Below are 17431 nucleotides of genomic sequence, written 5' to 3'. Positions count from 1 at the left end.
GTTTCTACGAAATTTGTTTCTGCGTATTCGTCTCTGCGGAATTCGTCTCTGTGGGATTCGTCTCTGCGGAATTCGTCTCTGCGGAACTCGTCTCTGTGGGATTCGTCTCTGCGGAATTCGTCTCTATGGGATTCGTTTCTGCGGGATTCGTCTCTGGAAATCCGCTTCTGCGAATCAATGTTTGCCGGAATCCATTTCTCCCTTGCCTGAACCCCATTCTTTGGCTCATCTTATATAAGCTGTGGCACTCTAAACTCGAACATATGCTGTCGAACTCAAGCACGAACACAAGCATGAACACAAGCATGAACACAAGCATGAACACAAGCACGAACACAAGCACGAACACAAGCACGAACACAAGCATGAACACAAGCACGAACACAAGCACGAACACAAGCATGAACTCAAGCACGAATACAAGCATGAACATAAGCACGAACACAAGTACGAGCACAAGCACAAGCACGAACTAAAGCACGAACACAAGCACGAGCACAAGCATGAACACAAGCACGAATACAAGCACGAATACAAGCACGAATACAAGCACGAGCACGAGCACAAGCACAAACACAAGCATGAACTAAAGCACGAACTAAGCTATCGAACTCGAATACTGAATGGAATTCATGTAATCTTCACCGACACCGACTATTATCCACTTAGGTTTGCCTATCGAACTCAAAAACTAAATGGATTTCATGTATCTAATTATGTTCTAAATGAGTGGTTCAACAGATTAGATGGATTTGATGCACCTAAAATCAAGAATCCCGCCCATGATGGACAGTTCCTCCTTACTAACGACATGAAATCCATTTAAATCTGCTTTCCTTGCTTTGACGCAGAAACTAACTACTATAAATCCATTTAATCGAGAAAGCCGCGGTTCATGTTCTTTAGAACGAGAGGTCCGCGATTCAAGTTCGCACGAACGAGTAACCCGGATTCCCGGATTCACGTTCGCTCGAACGAGTAACCCGGATTCCCGGATTCAAGTTCGCTAGAACGAGAAGCCCGCGGTTCATACTCGGCGTAAAAGGGAGGTGGAGAGCGAGTTTGGTCCCATCAAGCGCGGAGGCCGAGAGCGTATTAGTCGCATCAAGGGCAACTTGAGGCCGAGAGTATAGTGGTCCGATTAAGCGCAGAGACCGAGAGCGTATTAGTCGCATCGAACGCATCTTGAGACCGAGAGCATACTGGTCCCATCAAGGGCAACCGGTCGTAAAGTTTATTTTTGGGACAGCCCTTTGCTGTTGGGGGAACTATACTTTGAATCGTTCAATCATGCTGTGCAGCTTCTCTGACAGGCCGGACAGGAAGCTGGCGGACGCTCCAACCTCCTCCATGGCGGCCAGCTGTTCTTCGGCTGCGGCGGATATCGTCTGAGTCCGCTTTGCATTATCATTGGCTACAGCAACAATGTCCTCTACGGATTCTACTAAACGGACGGAACGATCGGAGAGCTCCTTGACATTCCTGGCAACCCCCTCGATCGATTCCGCGGTAGAGGCGGCGGAGGATTCAATCGCTGTAAAGGAATGGCCGGCTTTGCGTACAAGCTCGGTGCTGTGAAGCGTCTCCTGCAGAGCATCGCGCATCGATTCACCGCTCAGCTCCATTTGCTGAATCATGTAGCCGATGAGGCCGGAAACCTGCTCTGCCGATTCTACCGAACGCTCGGCCAGCTTGCGTACTGAAGCCGCGACGACTGCGAAGCCGCGCCCCTGTTCCCCCGCTCGAGCAGCTTCAATCGCGGCGTTCAAGGCAAGCAGGTTCGTCTCTGCGGAAATCTCGGTCATTATGCCGATAATGCTTTGAATTTCTTTGGAATGGCTGCCGAGCTCCTCGATCATGGCGGCCAGCCGTTCTATCTTCTGCTCCATGACCTCCATCTGCGCTGCGCCAAGCTGCACCGCGCTCCGGCCTTGCCGGGAGGCATCGGCGGATTGCTGTGCCGACTGCGCGACAGCCTCGGCACGGTGGCTGATTTCGTCGATGGCCGTCGCCATGCTCCGGATGACGGCCGAGCTGTCCGCCAGTCTGCGCAGCTGCGACTCGGTGTCTTCCGTCAGCCGCTCGGTTATCTGCGCAGCCTGCTCGCTAGCCTGGCCGGTCTGGTCGGTGTTGGCGGCGAGCTGCTGGGAGGCCGCAGCGACCTGCATCGACGTTTCATTGACCTCGGCGATAAGCTGCCGCAGGCTTGCGGCCATATTTCCGAAATCGCTGGCGAGCTGCCCGACTTCATCCCGGCTTCGGATCGCGGGGGGCTGCACGCTTAAATCCCCAGCTGCGACCTGGTTTACCTGCCGGGAAAGCTGCTCGAGCGGCCGGATCATGCGATGGATGAAGAAATAGACGCAGACCGCTCCGAGCAGCAAGACTGCGGCGCCGATCACGAAGGGCAGCGTAATGATCTCCCATGTGCGCCCGTGAATGATGGAAGCGTCAAAATTGATGGTCATCAGCCCAACGATAGGTCCTGCCGGATCATGGTTCAAGAAAATTGGAGCATACCCCGACAACAGCTCAGTGCCGTCATATGTATATACGCTGCTATAGTGAGAGTGCTTCATCTCCCGGATCATATCCCGATCCGCCTCCGCCAAATAGAAGGAATCCCCCGCGGAGTAGCCGCGTGCCTGGAGGTATTTGTCGGCAGCCAGAATTTTGCCGTCCAGAGACAAGATGAAGCTCTCCTTAAACAAGGATTTATGGTCCACGGTCCAGTTGAGCTGTTCCTCTACGGTGGACAACACGGATTGGTCACCCTGCAGCAGCTGCTCAATCATTCGGGGGTCGACGAGCCCTGTAGTAATGTTGGCGCAGCCCAGCACTTCAATGCCGACCGATTGTTGAATTTGACGGTAGGCGGTCTGGTAGCTGAACACGCCGATCAAGGAGCCGATGGCCATAAGGAGGCTGATGATCGCTAATGTGATTTTTCGAGCTAATCCCATGCTGTTATTGTTCTCCTATCCTAAATTTTATGTTATGGATATATACAAGTTCATTATAATTCTCAATTGTTTGCTGAATAATAGCGGTAAGTGTCCAAATGTGACAAAAAAACAAATATTGAGAATGTTTTCACAAAGGAGGCGGATCATGTCCATGGAAGGGGAAAAATGGCGACTGTTCATTGCCGTGCCACTGCCGGACGAGGTGAAGAATCGGCTGAACGATTGGTGTCAGAAGCGTCAGGACGAGTTGAAATTTCGCAAATGGGTGCATCCGGCGGATTATCACATCACTGTGCAATTTCTGGGAGATACGCCATCTTCCCGCGTACAGGCGATACTGGAAGGCCTTCGGGAGGCAGTTTCCGGAATCGAGCCGTTTCAGCTGGAAGCGGCGGGAATCGGAGCCTTCGGCCGCCCAGCCCAGCCCCGGGTGCTATGGAGCGGCGTGCAGGGGGATCTGGCTGCGCTGCATGGCCTTCAGAGCCGGGTCACCGCCGTCAATACCAGGCTAGGGTACGTTGCGGAGGAGCGCCCGTATGCCCCGCATATTACGCTGGCCCGCAAATTCGCGGAGGCCGAAAGGCTGAAGGAACCGCTGACAAATAAAGGAATATCCTTTGGGGATTGGACAAATGACACCATTTTGTTGTATCGTACTAGGGTAACCGTAAGTCCGATGTATGAGGTAGTTGGGATCGTTCCTTTACGGAAATGAATCTCTGTTTCTCCGCTAGCTGCAGAACGATTATAAGGAGAGCCTTCCCTTTCGGAAGGCTCTTTATGTCGAAATTTTCAGAGAAAGTATTCAAAACCTCTTTTTACGGTTACATAGTTAGAGAATCATTATAGAGATATTTGCAATTGTAGGAGGCCATATGTATATTTTCAGACAGAATCGTTACGTCGCGCTTTTAATAAGCGCTATTCTAGTGTGCTCAGGGTCGATTTCATTATTATGGGGTCGTATGGATAATAGCCAGAATCGTGTTAGTTCAATAGAGCTTTCATCAAATAATATGTCCGTAATTAAGCAGCAGGATCGGAATCCGGCCGCTAGCTTTGACGCATCCCTGTCTCAGGAGAGGCGTATTTATCGACCCATCGTTCCGCTTATTTCCAGACTTCCGGTGAAGAAGCAGAACGAATCCAAGGCAAACCAGCGTTATCAGCTTTTGTTCACACGCCATCTCCTTGCAGCGGAGCAAGCTCTGGTGCAGGGTCAGGCGGTTAAGGCTGAGACGGCTGCAAAGGCAGCAGAAGCAATAGATATGTCTCTTCCCCCCAACCAAATATACTTCACCCGGACAGAGCTGCTTAGCCAGGCAGACAAGGATAAGGCTACCTGGCACTACGCCCTGACGGATGAAGAGCTGCATCTCCTTCACAAAATAGTGATGGCAGAAGCAGAGGGTGAACCGTACGAAGGCAAAGTGGCAGTCGCCAACGTTGTCTTGAACCGGCTGCGGTCCGCCAATTACCCCGACACGATTAAGGAAGTTATTTACCAGAAGTCACAATTTAGTCCTGTGCAGAACGGAAGAATGGATCGGGTTACGCCGAACGAGGATTCTATTCGGGCTGTGACGGAGGCTTTACATGGGCGCAAGGAAGTGTCCGACGACACTTATTATTTCTTGTCGCTTTCTTTGGCTACCGATTTAACGGTTGCCCGGACGAAGAGCAAGTCGAAGGAAATCGGGAATCATACCTTCTATAAATAAGCGTACTCCAGCCTCGTTTGAAAGGCGCTGCCCTGCAGCAGCTGGATCACGTCTTTGGCGCAGGCATCCGGCCGATATGCCGGGGTGCGGCGGAATCTTGCTTTGCCGTAAATCGGACTGCCTTGCAAAGGCTCTGTAATCGATTTGAACCATTGATCGATAAGCTTCGGGGACGACATCTCCATGCCGAAGCCATGGCTGACGAAATACTCGCGATTCTTCTCTTCCTGACCGGGGATCGATTCGAAGAACAGCATGGGAATGCCCTTGGCTAATCCCTCGGTGCATGTCATGCCGCCAGGCTTCGTGATGAGGATATCCGAGGCATCCATCCATTTGCTGACTTCATTGGTATGGCCGATGATGGTTATATTCTCATGCCTTAGCTCCGGGCAGGCACGCAGCTTCTCGGCCAGCTTGCCATTGCTCCCCGTGCAGCAAATGATCTGTACCTTGTCGCGCCAGGCGATAAGCTTGTCAAAGAGCTCATCCTTCAGCTGCAAGCCCCAGCCGCCGCCCATGACGAGGACGGTCGGCATCTGCTTGATGCCGAGCTCTCTTCTGGCGGAAGCTTTGTCCTGGGTGCTCCAGAAGTCGGGATGGACGGGGATTCCCGTTACCCGTACCGCATCGGGATGGACTCCGCGCTGCAGCAGCAGTTCTTTAACCTCCGGCGTGGAGACGAGATATTGATCCACCTCAGGGCTGATCCAGGCGCCATGGGCGTCATAATCTGTGATCAGCGTATACAGAGGTACGCGAAGGCCGGAGCTGCGCAGCCTTGCGATGATGGCATTGGGAATCGGATGCGTGCATATGATGACATCCGGCTTCAACTGCTGAATGACCTGGGAGGCATGGTGGTAGAACATTTTATGAAGGGCCAGCCGGGTCAATCGGCCGACTGGCTTTTCGTATTTTTTCCGGTACAGCATCCCTACCAGCGCAGGACTCGTATTTACGGTAACGCGGTAAGCAGACAAAATCCACGGGGCGATAATCGGATTTAGGAACGAGCCCAGCTCCATGACTTTCGTTTTTGTGTCCGGGCAGAGCTTCTTAATGCCGGCGGCCAATGCATGGCCGGCCTGAGTGTGGCCGCTGCCGAACCCTTCCGATAGAATCAGCACTCGCTTTTTGGACATGTTATCACCTGCTTCAAGGAATAAATCCGCTCCTGATGGGGCGGTTTTTTTTTGTATTTTTTAAACGTATTTAGAAAGTATATCTTATGGTTTACGCGTCCGGCACCACTCGTAAAGTGAATGTCCGGTTCTGGTTATAGTTTAAAAGTTTGCAGCAGGAAACAAAAGAGCCTGCAGACTGGTCGAAGGCTGGACTTAAGTCGGGGAAAAAGAATTAAGCCAAAAAAGTGTTGCAAAGAAATAATCGAAGTGCTAAAGTGAAAAATGACCGAATGACTGAAATAGATTTTTGGTCATTTTTCCGAGAAATCAGAAATATCAAGGCTCTAGGCCGGGAATGCGCCGACAGATATTCGAGTAAGGCTAGCCGGCGATCATTCCAATTAAAGGAGGTGATGAAGATGGCCGTAGTAGACCGCAGACAGCAGGTTATTGAGGCGGCGGAGAAATCCTTTGCCCTGTTCGGATACAAGGCGACCACGATGGATCAGGTGGCCAAAATCGCGAATGTGGCGAAAGGGACGATATATACCTTTTTTACGAATAAGGAAGAGCTCTTTGACGAGATTCTCCGTTCCGTCATTAAGGAGATGAAGCGGATCACTGAAACGGAGGTTAGCGAGGATAAATCCTTCTTCGAAAACGTATATCACTCCATGGATCTGCTCCTGGAGTTCAGGCGCGAGCATGAACTGCTCATCAAGCTGTCCCAGGAGGTGCGCGATTTCGGCACGCCGCAGGCTCGTGAAGGGCTTCAGCGGATCGAGGACGAGATCCTCCGCTACCTGGAGGGCAAAATTACGCTCGCCGCCCAGCGCGGGGAAATCCGCTCGCTGGATCCGAAGGTGGTCTCCTTCGTGATGTTCAAGCTCTATATTGCCCTCACCTCAGAATGGAACAAGCGTGAGGAGCCGCTGAGCAAAGAGCAGATCAGGGAATTCGTCCACATTTTTCTGTCAGGGGGCTTATCCCCCGAATAAGTGCCTAGAAGTAGAGAGAGAAGAACTCAGAAACCAACATATATAGATAAATAGATATAGAGACATCAAAGGAGAGAAGCTTAATGAAATCAATGTCGGTGTTTTTTAAGGATTTGGGAGCTTCTTTCAAAAAGCCAAAAGTGATTATCCCCATTTTGGTCGTCCTGTTCATCCCTGTGCTGTACAGTGGAATGTTCCTGACGGCATTCTGGGATCCTTACGGTAAAATGAATGAGCTGCCCGTTGCTGTAGTTAATGAAGATATCGGTGCCGAATATGAAGGAAAGTCGCTGCAGGCCGGCCAGGATTTGGTCGACGAGCTGAAGAAGAACGACGACTTCTCCTGGAGGTTCGTCACCCGGGAAGAAGCGGACAGAGGGATGAAGAACGACGAGTATTACATGAAGATCGTTATTCCTGAAGACTTCTCGTCCAAGGCGACCACGTTGATGGATGAGCAGCCGCAGCCCGCCAAGCTCGTGTTCGAGCCGAACGAAGGCTATAACTTCCTGGCTTCGCAAATCGGCGGAACCGCTGTAAAGGAAATTAAAGCTAAGGTATCGGCTAAAGTAACTGAAGCTTATACGGAAACCCTGTTTGAACAGGTTGAGAAAATTTCCGGCGGTTTAAGCGACGCCGGCTCCGGAGCCAGCACAATCAGCGACGGCGCCGTGCAGCTGGATGAAGGAGCTCTGAAGCTGAAAGAGAACCTGGCCAAGCTGGTCGAAGGCACGAACAAGCTGCAAAGCGGCGTGTCGCCTCTGGCGGAGGGCATCGCCACTCTTAGCCAGGGGGCTAAGGAGCTTAAAGGCGGAGCCTCCAGCCTCGCCAGCGGCCTGAACCAGCTGTCTGCTGCGCAGAAGCAGCTGGAGGACGGCGCTGTCCAGGCGCATGAAGGCGGAGTGCAGCTTCATACCGGCCTGCAGGCTTCGCTGCAGGGGGCCGAGAAGCTGCAAGCCGGCCTGACCGCTGCCGAGCAGGGCAGCGCGAAGCTGCAGACAGGGCTCGAGGCCTCGCTTCAGGGCAGCGGCCAAGTGGCCGAAGGCGCCAAAGGCGTAGCGCACGGTCTTGAGCAGCTGACGAAGGCGAATTCGGAGCTGGCTGCCAATCCGGAGGTACAGAAGCTGCTCGCCGCGAGCAAAGCGGTAGCCGAAGGCAGCGAGCAGGTCGCCGCCGGCCAGCAGGAGCTGCTGAAAGGCGCGCGTGAATTGCACGGCGCCCATGGACAGCTGCTGCAGGGCAGCGAGCAGCTGGTGCAAGGCCAGCAGCAGCTTGCGCAGGGCGCAGGCCAGCTGATTGGCGGACAAGAGCAGCTGGCGAGCGGGCTGCAGCAGTTCGGCGCGAAGCTGTCGGAGGCGGCGGCTGGCGGCCAGAGCTTGGCAAGCGGCGCGGCGCAGCTGAGCGGAGGTGCCGAGCAGCTGCAGGGTGGCGTAGGCCAATTGACCGGCGGCGTCAGCACGATCGCAAACGGCTCGAAGCAGCTGGCTGGCGGCGCAGGCGAGCTTAAGGACGGCATGGATAAGCTGGCCTCCGGCTCCGAGGAGCTGGCGAGCAAGCTGAACGAAGCCGCAGAGCAAACGTCCGGCGTGAAGAAAAGCGATGAGCTGGTCAGCATGTACGCGCAGCCGATCGAAGTCGAGGAGCATAAAATCAATGAGGTTCCGAACTACGGTACCGGCTTCTCCCCGTACTTCCTGTCGCTCGGCTTGTTCGTCGGAGCGTTGATCTCCACGCTTGTCGTGCCGGTCAGAGGCTCATCCGTGGCCGAGGCCACCGGGTGGAACCGCTTTGTGAGCCGGGCTCTCGCCTTCACAGGCATGAGCTTGGTCCAGTCGATTCTGTCCGCCGCACTCGTCCTTTACGTGCTGAAGCTGGAAGTGCACAGCGTACCGATGTTCTATCTCTTTACCTTCGTGACCAGCCTATGCTTCATGTTCATTATTCAGGCCCTGGTCACCTGGCTGGATAATCCGGGACGCTTCCTGGCGATTCTTATTCTGATCTTCCAGCTGACAACCAGTGCGGGCACATTCCCGCTTGAGCTGATTCCGGATTGGATGAAGGTCCTGAATCCGCTCCTGCCAATGACCTATAGCGTTATCGGCTACAAAGCGGTCATTTCCAGCGGAGATTTCGGCATTGCCTGGCAGAATATCGGCATACTGGCTGGCTTTGGCGCCGTGTTCCTGATCCTCACCCTGCTGTACTTCCTGCGGCGCGAGAACCGGAATGAAGCGAGCATGGCACCAGCCGAGGCATAATTCTAATCAATCTATAGATTTACCGGTGAAAAGACAGCCCAAAGCGGGGGTTACCCTGCTTCGGGCTGTCTTGCCTTTTTAGCCTTCTTATTGGAATCGGCAGCAGGGAGCGATACGGGGGCTGGCTTTTCCATTTTGCTGGCACCGTTGAGCAGCCCGCCTTCCACGATCACCAGCTTGGCTACATGGACGTTGCCTTCCACCAGCCCGCTGCTCGTTATCGTCAGCCGTCCTTGCGAAGCGATATCCCCGACGACCTTGCCGGCCACGATAATGTCCGCGCCATGGATATTGGAATGCGCCTCCCCGGTCTCGCCTATGATCACCTGGCCCTGGCAGTGGATTTCCCCGCGGAACGAACCTTCGATCCTGAGGCCGGCTTCGCATTCCAGCTTGCCCTCGGCAACGCTGCCTTGCCCGATCAGAGTACCTTGCCATCCCGACGCTTTTTTATGATCCTTCAACATATTTTACCCTCCGTTCATGAATGGGATATATTATTGCAAATAGGAAAGCGGATTGACCTTCTTGTCCCCCTTGACGATCTCGAAATGCAAATGGGGTCCCGTACTCCTGCCGGTATTGCCCAGAGTTGCAATGGTCTGCCCCTTCTTGACGGCATCTCCCTCGGAGACCTTGAGCTCGCTGAGATGCATATACCAGCTTTGCAGTCCGTTCGGATGTTGAATTATAATGTATTTGCCGCGGGAGCGGTTGCTCTCCGCTGCGATGATTTTGCCGGCTGCCGCGGCATACACAGGGTCGCCGATCTTGCCGGCAATGTCTATTCCGGCATGAAAAGCAGCCTTCCTTGTAAACGGATCGGTTCTATATCCAAAGTTCGACGTCAGGCGGGTGGACAGCGTTGGCCATTCCGAGGGAGTTCCCGAGATGGAATACTGGGTCTGCTTGGCCTTCTGCAGCGTTGCGGGCACATTCTTCTCGATTTCATCAAGCATCGCGCTAATTTCCAGGAAATCGTCGCTTGTCTCCTGAGCCAATTCTTCAATTTCCTGATCATATACGGCTATGAACTCTCCGCCTCTTCCCAGCGAATCGTCCCAGGACAGGCTGGAGAGGGAGGACAGCTTGCCGGCATCGCCCGGGCTCCCGTATTTATCTATAAATTGTTGCAGCTCGGCTTCCAGCTCGCTTACCCGCTCCATGCGGTCCATCAATTCCTTGGACTGCCCGGATAGCGTGATGACCTGGCTCTGCAGCCGCTCGATCGCTTCATTCTTGTCCGTGACGACGGCTTCGAATTTAAGGTTCTGCAGCTTTAGCGTATCCTCCAGGCGCGAAATGGTGTTCTCTGACTGCATCTGCAAGCTGACAATCAGGCCGGAAATGGATAGCAGGGCGACGATGGGCACGGCAATGACGAACGGTTTCGATACCTGGATTTGCTTGACGGGCTGATTGGCTTCCCGGAGAACGAGCAGCGTCATGCGGCGGGATAAACTAGCACTTCTCATGGCATCTCCTTCCCGTATATTTGATAGCTTCTATTACTGTATCTATTCTCCCGTCTCTTAAAACATGTCAAAAAAGTCATCTTGTCTCATATAGTTCACGGTATAAATGATATGAATAAATTGGGAATGTCCTGGCTAATGCTGAGTGGAGGAAGGTGAGGTCCATGTGGTGGCTGGTGCTAATATTGCTCGCATTTATTTTTCAAATCGCTACGATTCTGATTCTGGAATTCCGCAATCCGGGCAAGGCCGTGGCCTGGATGCTTATTCTGTTCCTCTTTCCGGTTATCGGCTTCATTCTGTATTATTTCGTGGCCCAGGACTATAAGAAGCGGCGGAAGCTGCGGCGCCGGGGTTCCAGGGTGTTTCAGGAAATACGTTCCCGGCTGTGGCAGCAGGCGGCCATTATAGACAGCATCGACCAGATGAATAATCCGGAATACCGTCATCAGGAGAGATTATTCGGCCTGCTTACCCATATTTCGGAAAGCCCGGTTACGGGCTGCAATGAGACGATGGTGCTGACGGACGGGGAGAAGACTTTTACGGCGATGCTGGAGGCGATGGAGCGAGCGAAGGATCATATACATATGGAATCTTATATTTTTCGTGCGGATGGGATAGGATACAGCTTCCAAAGGGTCATGCTCCGAAAGGCGCAGGAGGGCGTGAAGGTCAGGCTAATCTGCGACGGACTCGGCAGCTACCAATTAAAAAACTCATTCGTACAAGAGCTTCGGGATGGCGGAGTTGAGGTATATTTCTTCCTGCCGGCGCTACTCGCCACATTTGACCGGAGGGTAAACTATCGCAATCATCGGAAAATACTCGTAGTCGACGGAACGGTGGGCTTTGTCGGAGGACTTAATGTAGGGGATGAATACCTGGGGCTGGACGGGAAGCTGGGCTATTGGCGCGATACGCATCTGCAGGTTAGCGGGGACGCGGTGTATTTTCTGCAAAATGCTTTCCTGGGAGATTGGCGTCTCGCTTCGGGCCAGCGGATCAATCATCCTGAGCTGTATCCCGTGCATCACTGCCAGGGCCGCGAGCAGGTGCAGGTACTTACCAGCGGTCCCGACCAGCATTGGGATGCGATTCAGGAGATGTGCTTCGGGGCGATTGCCGTCGCCAAGCGCCGCATTTGGATTACTTCGCCGTACTTCATTCCTGATCCCAGCATCTACAATGCGATCAAGACAGCTGCCGTCAGCGGGGTTGACGTCAAAATCATTATTCCCTACAAGTCTGACGGCCGGATCGTGAAGTATGCTTCGCTATCCTATGTAGAGGAGCTGCTTCAATCCGGTGTGAAATTCTATCAATACCAGAAGGGGTTCATCCACGCCAAGGTCATGATCATAGACGACTTGCTGGCCTCGGTCGGCACGGCGAACATGGATATGCGCAGCTTCTTCTGCAATTTCGAAATGACGGCGATTCTGTTTGATGAAGCGCCGATCCAGCACTTATGCGAGGATTTCTTAAAGGATCTGGGAGAGAGCCGGGAGATCGAGCTGAAGGCCTTTTCCCGCCGTACGAAGCTGCAGAAAGGGCTGGAGCTTCTGTGCCGGCTGCTCTCCCCGCTGCTCTGATGGTTTTGCAGCAAGCTGGGATTTACTTCAAATGCTGCAGAATGAGCTTGACGGACTGCGGCGGAACGTTTGCAAGCAAATCGCCCTTCTGCTTCAGTCGCTCTCCGATGTTGAGCAGGTTGAAGTCGGAGGGCAGCGGGTTGCTGCGCACCTCGTCCCAGGTTAACGGCGTCGACACGCTGGCAGCAGGGCGGGCCCGGGGCGTGTAGGGCGCAGCCAGCGTCTTTCCGGCATAATGCTGCAGGTAGTCGAAATAAATTTTGTCGCCGCGATCTTTTTTGAGCCGTTCGATGGTGAACAGCTTGGGGTACTTCTCCGTGGCATAACGGGCTACGAAATGCCCGATCAGCCGCAGCTCGTCAAACGTAACGCCGTATTCGATCGGCACGATGATTTGCACGCCCGTTGCCCCGGAGGTTTTCGGCACCGACTCCAGTCCCAGGGAGGACAGAATATCCCCGACGTAGGCGGCGGCCTCCATAATGCGAGGCTCCTCATCCTGCGAGGGATCCAGATCGATCATCCATTCGCATGGCAGCTGTTCTTGCACGTAATGGAGCGATGGATGGAATTCGATGCATGCCAGATTGCCGAGCCACAGCAGCACCGGCAGGCTGTCAAGCACGACGTAGTCGACCCCCTCATGCATGGAGGTGCGGACGAATGACGGCAGCGGTTCAGGGGCATTTTTCTGATAGAAAAATTTGCGCCCCACCCCGTCCGGATACCGGATGGTGGTAAGTAGACGGTTTCGGCAGTAACGCAGCAGGTAGGGGGAAATTTCAGCGAGCTTCTCCAAATACAGCTTCTTCGTAATTCCGGCCTCCGGCCACAGCAGCTTATCGGGGTTGGAGATGGTGACTTCCTCGCCATCGACGAGGATCGTGCCTTTCAGCGTTCTGGACATGGACATGCTCCTTGTCTTGATATAGATTTCTCTGGCTTGCCTTGGACTTTTCAGTGCGGCCAGTTCAGTCAGTTCAGTCTGCTTAGTTAGTCAGTCCGGTTGGTTCGGTTTGTACTGTATTTGACTGTATTTGTACTGTTCTGTTCGACCTGTGTAACTTGTTCGATGGGTTCGATCTGTTCGATCTGTTCGATCTGTTGCTCATAAAAAGTATGACTGCGCTTGTTTCTAGGCTTACCCATTTTGAATAAACTTAACACCGCTATAGAAGCTGTTTCCTGTACATAGAATGGAAGTAACCCGGCATGGGCAAACTTGGTGAAAGATACCTGTAAACAGCTTCTGCTGGTTTCAAGATACAACGCAAACGTGGTATGCAGGTCGGAAGCTACGTGTAAGTGCGGATGAAGGCTGGAAGATATGTGTAAGCTCGGTCTTAGGTTGGAAGATATGCGTATGACGGTCCGAAGTTAGACTCAAGCCCAGTATGCCGATCCGAAGATCAATGCAAGCCCAGTATGCCGGTCCGAAGGATACACGTAAACAGTGCATGCTGTTCGGAGGATACGCATAAACGCCGTATGCTGATCCGAAGATACGCGTAAGTTCCGTATATCGGTCTGCATGTACATTAAATGGATGCGCACATAAACGGCGTATTTAGGGCCAGGCTGGCTTCGGCGCCAAGCTGGAGGAACAAGCAAAGGCAGGAGGAATGGAAAGATGGAGCTGAAGCCGGTAGTCCCCTTTGAGCCGATCCGTACTGAAGTGCTTCCAGCGGGGCCGGAATGGATTGCGCAGGTTAAATGGGACGGGGTGCGATTACTCACTTATTATGATGGAAACGGGACTCGGCTGATTAACCGCAAGGGCAACGAGCGAAGTCGGCAGTATCCGGAATTTATGGACGTCTCCTCTTATTGCCGGGCGGAATCTGTCATTCTTGACGGAGAGATGATTGCGCTTGCCGGTGACCGGCCGTCCTTCCACGAAATTATGAAGCGGGACAGCCTGCGGCGGGAAACGGAAATTCGTTTCGCCGTCAAGCAGATCCCTGCGATACATATGATTTTTGACGTGCTGTTTTATAACGGGGAATGGGTCACGGGACGTCCTCTTGCCGAGCGGCAGGAGCTGCTGCAGGAAATTCTGATCCCGAGCGCCCAAATTCAGCTCGTTCCCAGCTATACCGACGGAGAGCGGCTGTTCACAGTCATGAAGGAGCGGGGCTGGGAAGGAGTCGTCAGCAAGCGGCTTGACAGCCTTTATGCTGTTGGCGGCAAAGACGGGCGCTGGCAGAAGCTGAAGCTCGGCTATGATTTATATGCGGTGATCGGCGGTGTAACCTATCGGGAAGGCGGCGTCATGAATGCCCTGCTGCTCGGATTGTATGATGAGGAAGGGCGTTTCGTGTATATCGGGCATACGGGCAGCGGCAAGCTGAATCAGGAGGCCTGGCGCAGCCTTGCACAGCAAATATCCGCTCTGACGGTAAGGGAGCGAACCTTTCACAATATTCCGCAGCGCATCAAGGGAGCGGTTTGGACCCGGCCGCTGCTTACGGTGAAGGTGCAGTTCATGGAGTGGACTCCCGGCGGAACGATGCGCCATCCCGTATTGCAGGGAATGGCGGACATGCCGCCGGAGAGCTGTACGGTTACGCAGAGCATCTAACCCTGTGGTCGACCGACCGCCGTCATGCAGCGAAGCACCGCGCGCTGGGAGCTGCGCGCGGTGCGACCTGTGCTAAAAAGACCGGGCTGCCCTCAGGAGATAGTTTTCTTCGCTTTGCTGGATGCGCGCTTCTTCGGCTTAGGCGTGCCTTCGCCTGCAGCAGGAGCATCTTGAGCGCCTGTTCCGGCCTCCGGCTTCTTGGCCGTCGTTTTACGCGTGCGCTTGGCAGGGCCGGGATCGGTAACGACAGGCTTCACGGCCTCGATGCTGGCCTGCAGGGCCGCCATCAGGTCGATGACATTGTTCTGAGGCTTGGCTGGAGCCAGACTGATCTCCTCGCCGGCAATCTTCTGCTCGATAAGATGCAGCAGGGATTCGCGGTAATCGTCGGAATATTTTCCCGGTTCGAACGGTGTGGAGAGCTGTTCGATCAGCAGCTTGGCCATAGACAGCTCCTTATCGTTTACATTGATGTTTTCCGGCAGATTCGGCACCTGTGCGATCGGCCTGATTTCATCGGGATAGAAGATCGTCTCCACGGCCAGACAGCCCTCCATAACGCGGATGGCCGCGAGGCTGCTCTTGGAGCGGATCGCGATCTTGGCGATGCCGATTTTGCCGGACTGGCGCATCGCTTCCAGCAGCAGCTGGTAGGCGTTCGATCCTGCCTGGTCAGGTGAGAGATAATATGTTTTCTGAAAATAGATCGGATCGATTTCAGTCAAATCCACGAAATCCAGAATGGTGATCGTTTTCTCGGTTTGGGCCGACAGCTGATCCAGCTCCTCTTTTTCGAACAGGACGTATTTGCCTTTCTCATACTCATACCCCCGTGAAATCTCCTCCCAGGACGTATCCTTATCGCAGGTCGGACAACGCCTTACATAAGAAATCGGGCTGCCGCAGGCGGTATGGATGTATTTCATGGAAATGTCTTTGTCTTCCGTAGCGGAGAACATTTTGACGGGGACGTGCACAAGCCCGAAGCTGATTGCGCCCTTCCATACGGTATGCATTTGAGGTTGCTCCTTTCTGTGTTCCATATTTTATTTTTTGGCGGTTAAGCTTAGGATGATGGCTAAAGTGTTGCTGTAATGGGCGTGATGCCAGGGATATTATCGGATGGTCTCTATCATAGTATGGTCCAATTTGGCTCCTCATAACCGGGCGGGCTTCGGCCGAAGCTGTTGCGGGCCAAGCGGCAGACCGATATAATGGGGACATACGTTTGAGCATTTAAGCATAGTTCCGCGGAGCTGGCGTGCCCTGGACGATGTCTTGGTGCAGTGCAGTCTGCGCCGCGATTTTTCGTATGTAAAGGTGGTTGTATTGTAGTGGGATTTGATCGGGCTTCGGCCGATTGGATATATGAAGCGGAGGATTTGGAAGGGACCGGACGGCTTGCCGCTTTTCTCGCGGCCCGGGCGACGCCGGGGACAGTCATAGCCTTGGACGGCGATTTGGGCGCGGGGAAGACGGCTTTCTCCCAGCTGTTTGCGAAGCATTTAGAGGTTCGGGATACGGTGAACAGCCCGACTTTTACTTTGATCAAGGAGTATGAGGGCAGACTGCCCTTTTACCATATGGATGTATACCGGCTGACGCTGGAGGAAGCGGAGGATTTAGGGCTGGACGAGTACTTCTACGGCCCAGGCGTGACGCTGGTGGAATGGTCCAGCATCATCGACGAAATTTTGCCGGAACGGGTGCTGCACATATATATAGAAGCCGGATTAGGCTCAAAGCGTAAAATGCATTTGACCGGACGCGGAGATCCTTATGGACAATGGATCTCGACCTTGAGAGAGAATGGAGCTGCACTTAAATGAAGCATACAAATCAGCCGCGCTTGCGGTTATTGGCGCTGGATACGTCCACATCGACGCTGTCCGTCGCCGTGATGGAGAACGGCCGGCTGCTGGCGGAACGGAATATCAAGGCGGAGCGCAACCATTCGGCCTATTTAGTGACGGCGATCGAAGAAGCCATGGCGGCAGCCGGAGTCGGAAAGCAGGAGCTGGACGGTATCGCTGTAGGCGTTGGCCCTGGCTCGTATACCGGTGTCCGCATTGCCGTTACGACGGCCAAGACGCTGGCCTGGTCGCTGGGGCTGCCGGTATCCGCCGTATCGAGCCTGGCGGCGATAGCCTTCGGCGCTTTTGCTGCGGGAACCGGTCAAGTTCCAGGGCAGATCGCACTTGCAGGAGACGGGGCTTCCGCCGAGACGGAGGCTGGCGGCAGCCGCATCCTTGCAGGCGCGGATGCTGAGGCAGCCGCTGACTCTGCCCATCATTGGATCGTGCCGCTCATCGATGCCCGGCGTGGACAGGCCTATACCGCGCTATTCAGTGCGGCGGCAGGACAAATCCCGCGACGCATCGAGCCGGACGCGATCCGGCTCGTGGCGGATTGGCGGGACGAGCTTGCCGGCCGCCTGCAGGCCCTGCCCCCCGGACAAAGGCCTGCAGGGGTATGGTTTGTTGGGGACGCTGCAATTCACGAGGCAGCGCTGGAGGAGCTCCGGCCTTTATTGGGAGACACGCTGCATCTTCGAGGATATGAGCTCGAGGGGGCATGGCTGGGGCTTATGGGCTCGGAACAGTTCCTGCGTGGTGCGCTTGACGACGTTCACACGCTGGAGCCCAATTATACCCAGCTGGCCGAGGCGGAAGCGAAGAAGCTGCGTTAGCATTCAGGAGGGGGGCGG

Annotated in this window: 15 protein-coding genes; 9 read left to right on the top strand and 6 right to left on the bottom strand. The window is 54.1% G+C overall.

Annotation, left to right across the window (positions count from 1 at the left end; all coding sequences use genetic code 11):
* The first annotated feature begins 33 nt into the window (after positions 1 to 33).
* Complete coding sequence (locus BN2762_RS28290) at positions 34 to 210, top strand: pentapeptide repeat-containing protein (protein WP_083484769.1); 177 nt, start codon at positions 34 to 36, stop codon at positions 208 to 210.
* Positions 211 to 1268: 1058 nt separating this feature from the next.
* On the opposite strand, the gene BN2762_RS03785 is transcribed toward BN2762_RS28290, so the two are convergent.
* Entirely contained in the window at positions 1269 to 2963 is a 1695-nt protein-coding gene (locus BN2762_RS03785; RefSeq protein WP_055105703.1) for a methyl-accepting chemotaxis protein, read from the bottom strand.
* Positions 2964 to 3111: 148 nt separating this feature from the next.
* On the opposite strand from BN2762_RS03785, the gene thpR reads away from it, so the two are divergent.
* Positions 3112 to 3681, top strand: a complete 570-nt coding sequence (thpR, locus tag BN2762_RS03780; protein WP_055105702.1) for an RNA 2',3'-cyclic phosphodiesterase — start codon at positions 3112 to 3114, stop codon at positions 3679 to 3681.
* A gap of 301 nt (positions 3682 to 3982) precedes the next feature.
* On the top strand, positions 3983 to 4687 hold the full coding sequence (locus BN2762_RS03775; RefSeq protein WP_230202410.1) for a cell wall hydrolase: 705 nt from the start codon (positions 3983 to 3985) through the stop codon (positions 4685 to 4687).
* Here BN2762_RS03775 and BN2762_RS03770 read toward each other — a convergent pair.
* A complete protein-coding gene (locus BN2762_RS03770) occupies positions 4678 to 5832 on the bottom strand; it encodes an MGDG synthase family glycosyltransferase (RefSeq protein ID WP_055105700.1) in 1155 nt (384 codons plus the stop codon). The genes BN2762_RS03775 and BN2762_RS03770 overlap by 10 nt on opposite strands.
* Before the next feature lie 401 nt (positions 5833 to 6233).
* On the opposite strand from BN2762_RS03770, the gene BN2762_RS03765 reads away from it, so the two are divergent.
* The gene (locus tag BN2762_RS03765; RefSeq protein ID WP_055105699.1) at positions 6234 to 6812 is read left to right on the top strand and encodes a TetR/AcrR family transcriptional regulator; all 579 of its coding nucleotides are present in this window, start codon (positions 6234 to 6236) and stop codon (positions 6810 to 6812) included.
* Between the two features lie 83 nt (positions 6813 to 6895).
* Entirely contained in the window at positions 6896 to 9073 is a 2178-nt protein-coding gene (locus BN2762_RS03760; RefSeq protein ID WP_055105698.1) for a YhgE/Pip family protein, read from the top strand.
* Between the two features lie 50 nt (positions 9074 to 9123).
* Here the strand turns inward: BN2762_RS03760 and BN2762_RS03755 are convergent, their stop codons facing one another.
* Positions 9124 to 9540 carry a bactofilin family protein gene (locus BN2762_RS03755; RefSeq protein WP_055105697.1) on the bottom strand — a complete coding sequence of 139 codons (417 nt, stop codon included), beginning with the start codon at positions 9538 to 9540 and terminating at the stop codon, positions 9124 to 9126.
* A 30-nt stretch (positions 9541 to 9570) separates the two neighbouring features.
* Positions 9571 to 10548 carry a M23 family metallopeptidase gene (locus tag BN2762_RS03750; protein ID WP_055105696.1) on the bottom strand — a complete coding sequence of 326 codons (978 nt, stop codon included), beginning with the start codon at positions 10546 to 10548 and terminating at the stop codon, positions 9571 to 9573.
* Positions 10549 to 10712: 164 nt separating this feature from the next.
* Between BN2762_RS03750 and cls the strand changes: the two genes are divergently transcribed.
* On the top strand, positions 10713 to 12143 hold the full coding sequence (gene cls, locus BN2762_RS03745) for a cardiolipin synthase (protein WP_055105695.1): 1431 nt from the start codon (positions 10713 to 10715) through the stop codon (positions 12141 to 12143).
* Positions 12144 to 12165: 22 nt separating this feature from the next.
* Here the strand turns inward: cls and ligD are convergent, their stop codons facing one another.
* Positions 12166 to 13050, bottom strand: coding sequence for a non-homologous end-joining DNA ligase (ligD, locus tag BN2762_RS03740; RefSeq protein ID WP_055105694.1), 885 nt, complete (start codon positions 13048 to 13050; stop codon positions 12166 to 12168).
* Positions 13051 to 13773: 723 nt separating this feature from the next.
* Between ligD and BN2762_RS03735 the strand changes: the two genes are divergently transcribed.
* Positions 13774 to 14724 carry an ATP-dependent DNA ligase gene (locus tag BN2762_RS03735; protein ID WP_055105693.1) on the top strand — a complete coding sequence of 317 codons (951 nt, stop codon included), beginning with the start codon at positions 13774 to 13776 and terminating at the stop codon, positions 14722 to 14724.
* Between the two features lie 92 nt (positions 14725 to 14816).
* Here BN2762_RS03735 and ku read toward each other — a convergent pair whose 3' ends face one another.
* Entirely contained in the window at positions 14817 to 15740 is a 924-nt protein-coding gene (gene ku, locus BN2762_RS03730) for a non-homologous end joining protein Ku (RefSeq protein WP_055105692.1), read from the bottom strand.
* A gap of 318 nt (positions 15741 to 16058) precedes the next feature.
* Between ku and tsaE the strand changes: the two genes are divergently transcribed.
* Positions 16059 to 16553 (top strand): tRNA (adenosine(37)-N6)-threonylcarbamoyltransferase complex ATPase subunit type 1 TsaE, encoded by a 495-nt coding sequence (gene tsaE, locus BN2762_RS03725; protein ID WP_055105691.1) that lies wholly within the window; start codon positions 16059 to 16061, stop codon positions 16551 to 16553.
* Positions 16550 to 17413, top strand: a complete 864-nt coding sequence (tsaB, locus tag BN2762_RS03720; RefSeq protein ID WP_055105690.1) for a tRNA (adenosine(37)-N6)-threonylcarbamoyltransferase complex dimerization subunit type 1 TsaB — start codon at positions 16550 to 16552, stop codon at positions 17411 to 17413. The genes tsaE and tsaB overlap by 4 nt, the downstream gene beginning before the upstream one ends.
* The last annotated feature ends 18 nt before the right edge of the window (positions 17414 to 17431 follow it).

The sequence above is a fragment of the Paenibacillus ihumii genome (assembly GCF_001403875.1).
Classification (GTDB): Bacteria; Bacillota; Bacilli; order Paenibacillales; family Paenibacillaceae; genus Fontibacillus; species Fontibacillus ihumii.
Note: the sequence above shows the minus strand (reverse complement) of the source record. Positions and strands in the feature narration are given on the sequence as shown.

What these genes read in the sequence shown, in the direction of transcription:
- BN2762_RS03770 (WP_055105700.1), bottom strand. Translation starts at nt 5,832, where the DNA reads ATGTCCAAAAAGCGAGTGCTGATTCTATCGGAAGGGTTCGGCAGCGGC.
- BN2762_RS03755 (WP_055105697.1), bottom strand. Translation starts at nt 9,540, where the DNA reads ATGTTGAAGGATCATAAAAAAGCGTCGGGATGGCAAGGTACTCTGATC.
- BN2762_RS03765 (WP_055105699.1), top strand. Translation starts at nt 6,234, where the DNA reads ATGGCCGTAGTAGACCGCAGACAGCAGGTTATTGAGGCGGCGGAGAAA.
- BN2762_RS03735 (WP_055105693.1), top strand. Translation starts at nt 13,774, where the DNA reads ATGGAGCTGAAGCCGGTAGTCCCCTTTGAGCCGATCCGTACTGAAGTG.
- BN2762_RS03750 (WP_055105696.1), bottom strand. Translation starts at nt 10,548, where the DNA reads ATGAGAAGTGCTAGTTTATCCCGCCGCATGACGCTGCTCGTTCTCCGG.
- BN2762_RS03760 (WP_055105698.1), top strand. Translation starts at nt 6,896, where the DNA reads ATGAAATCAATGTCGGTGTTTTTTAAGGATTTGGGAGCTTCTTTCAAA.
- ligD (WP_055105694.1), bottom strand. Translation starts at nt 13,050, where the DNA reads ATGTCCAGAACGCTGAAAGGCACGATCCTCGTCGATGGCGAGGAAGTC.
- thpR (WP_055105702.1), top strand. Translation starts at nt 3,112, where the DNA reads ATGTCCATGGAAGGGGAAAAATGGCGACTGTTCATTGCCGTGCCACTG.
- BN2762_RS03775 (WP_230202410.1), top strand. Translation starts at nt 3,983, where the DNA reads ATGTCCGTAATTAAGCAGCAGGATCGGAATCCGGCCGCTAGCTTTGAC.
- ku (WP_055105692.1), bottom strand. Translation starts at nt 15,740, where the DNA reads ATGCATACCGTATGGAAGGGCGCAATCAGCTTCGGGCTTGTGCACGTC.
- cls (WP_055105695.1), top strand. Translation starts at nt 10,713, where the DNA reads ATGTGGTGGCTGGTGCTAATATTGCTCGCATTTATTTTTCAAATCGCT.
- BN2762_RS03785 (WP_055105703.1), bottom strand. Translation starts at nt 2,963, where the DNA reads ATGGGATTAGCTCGAAAAATCACATTAGCGATCATCAGCCTCCTTATG.
- tsaB (WP_055105690.1), top strand. Translation starts at nt 16,550, where the DNA reads ATGAAGCATACAAATCAGCCGCGCTTGCGGTTATTGGCGCTGGATACG.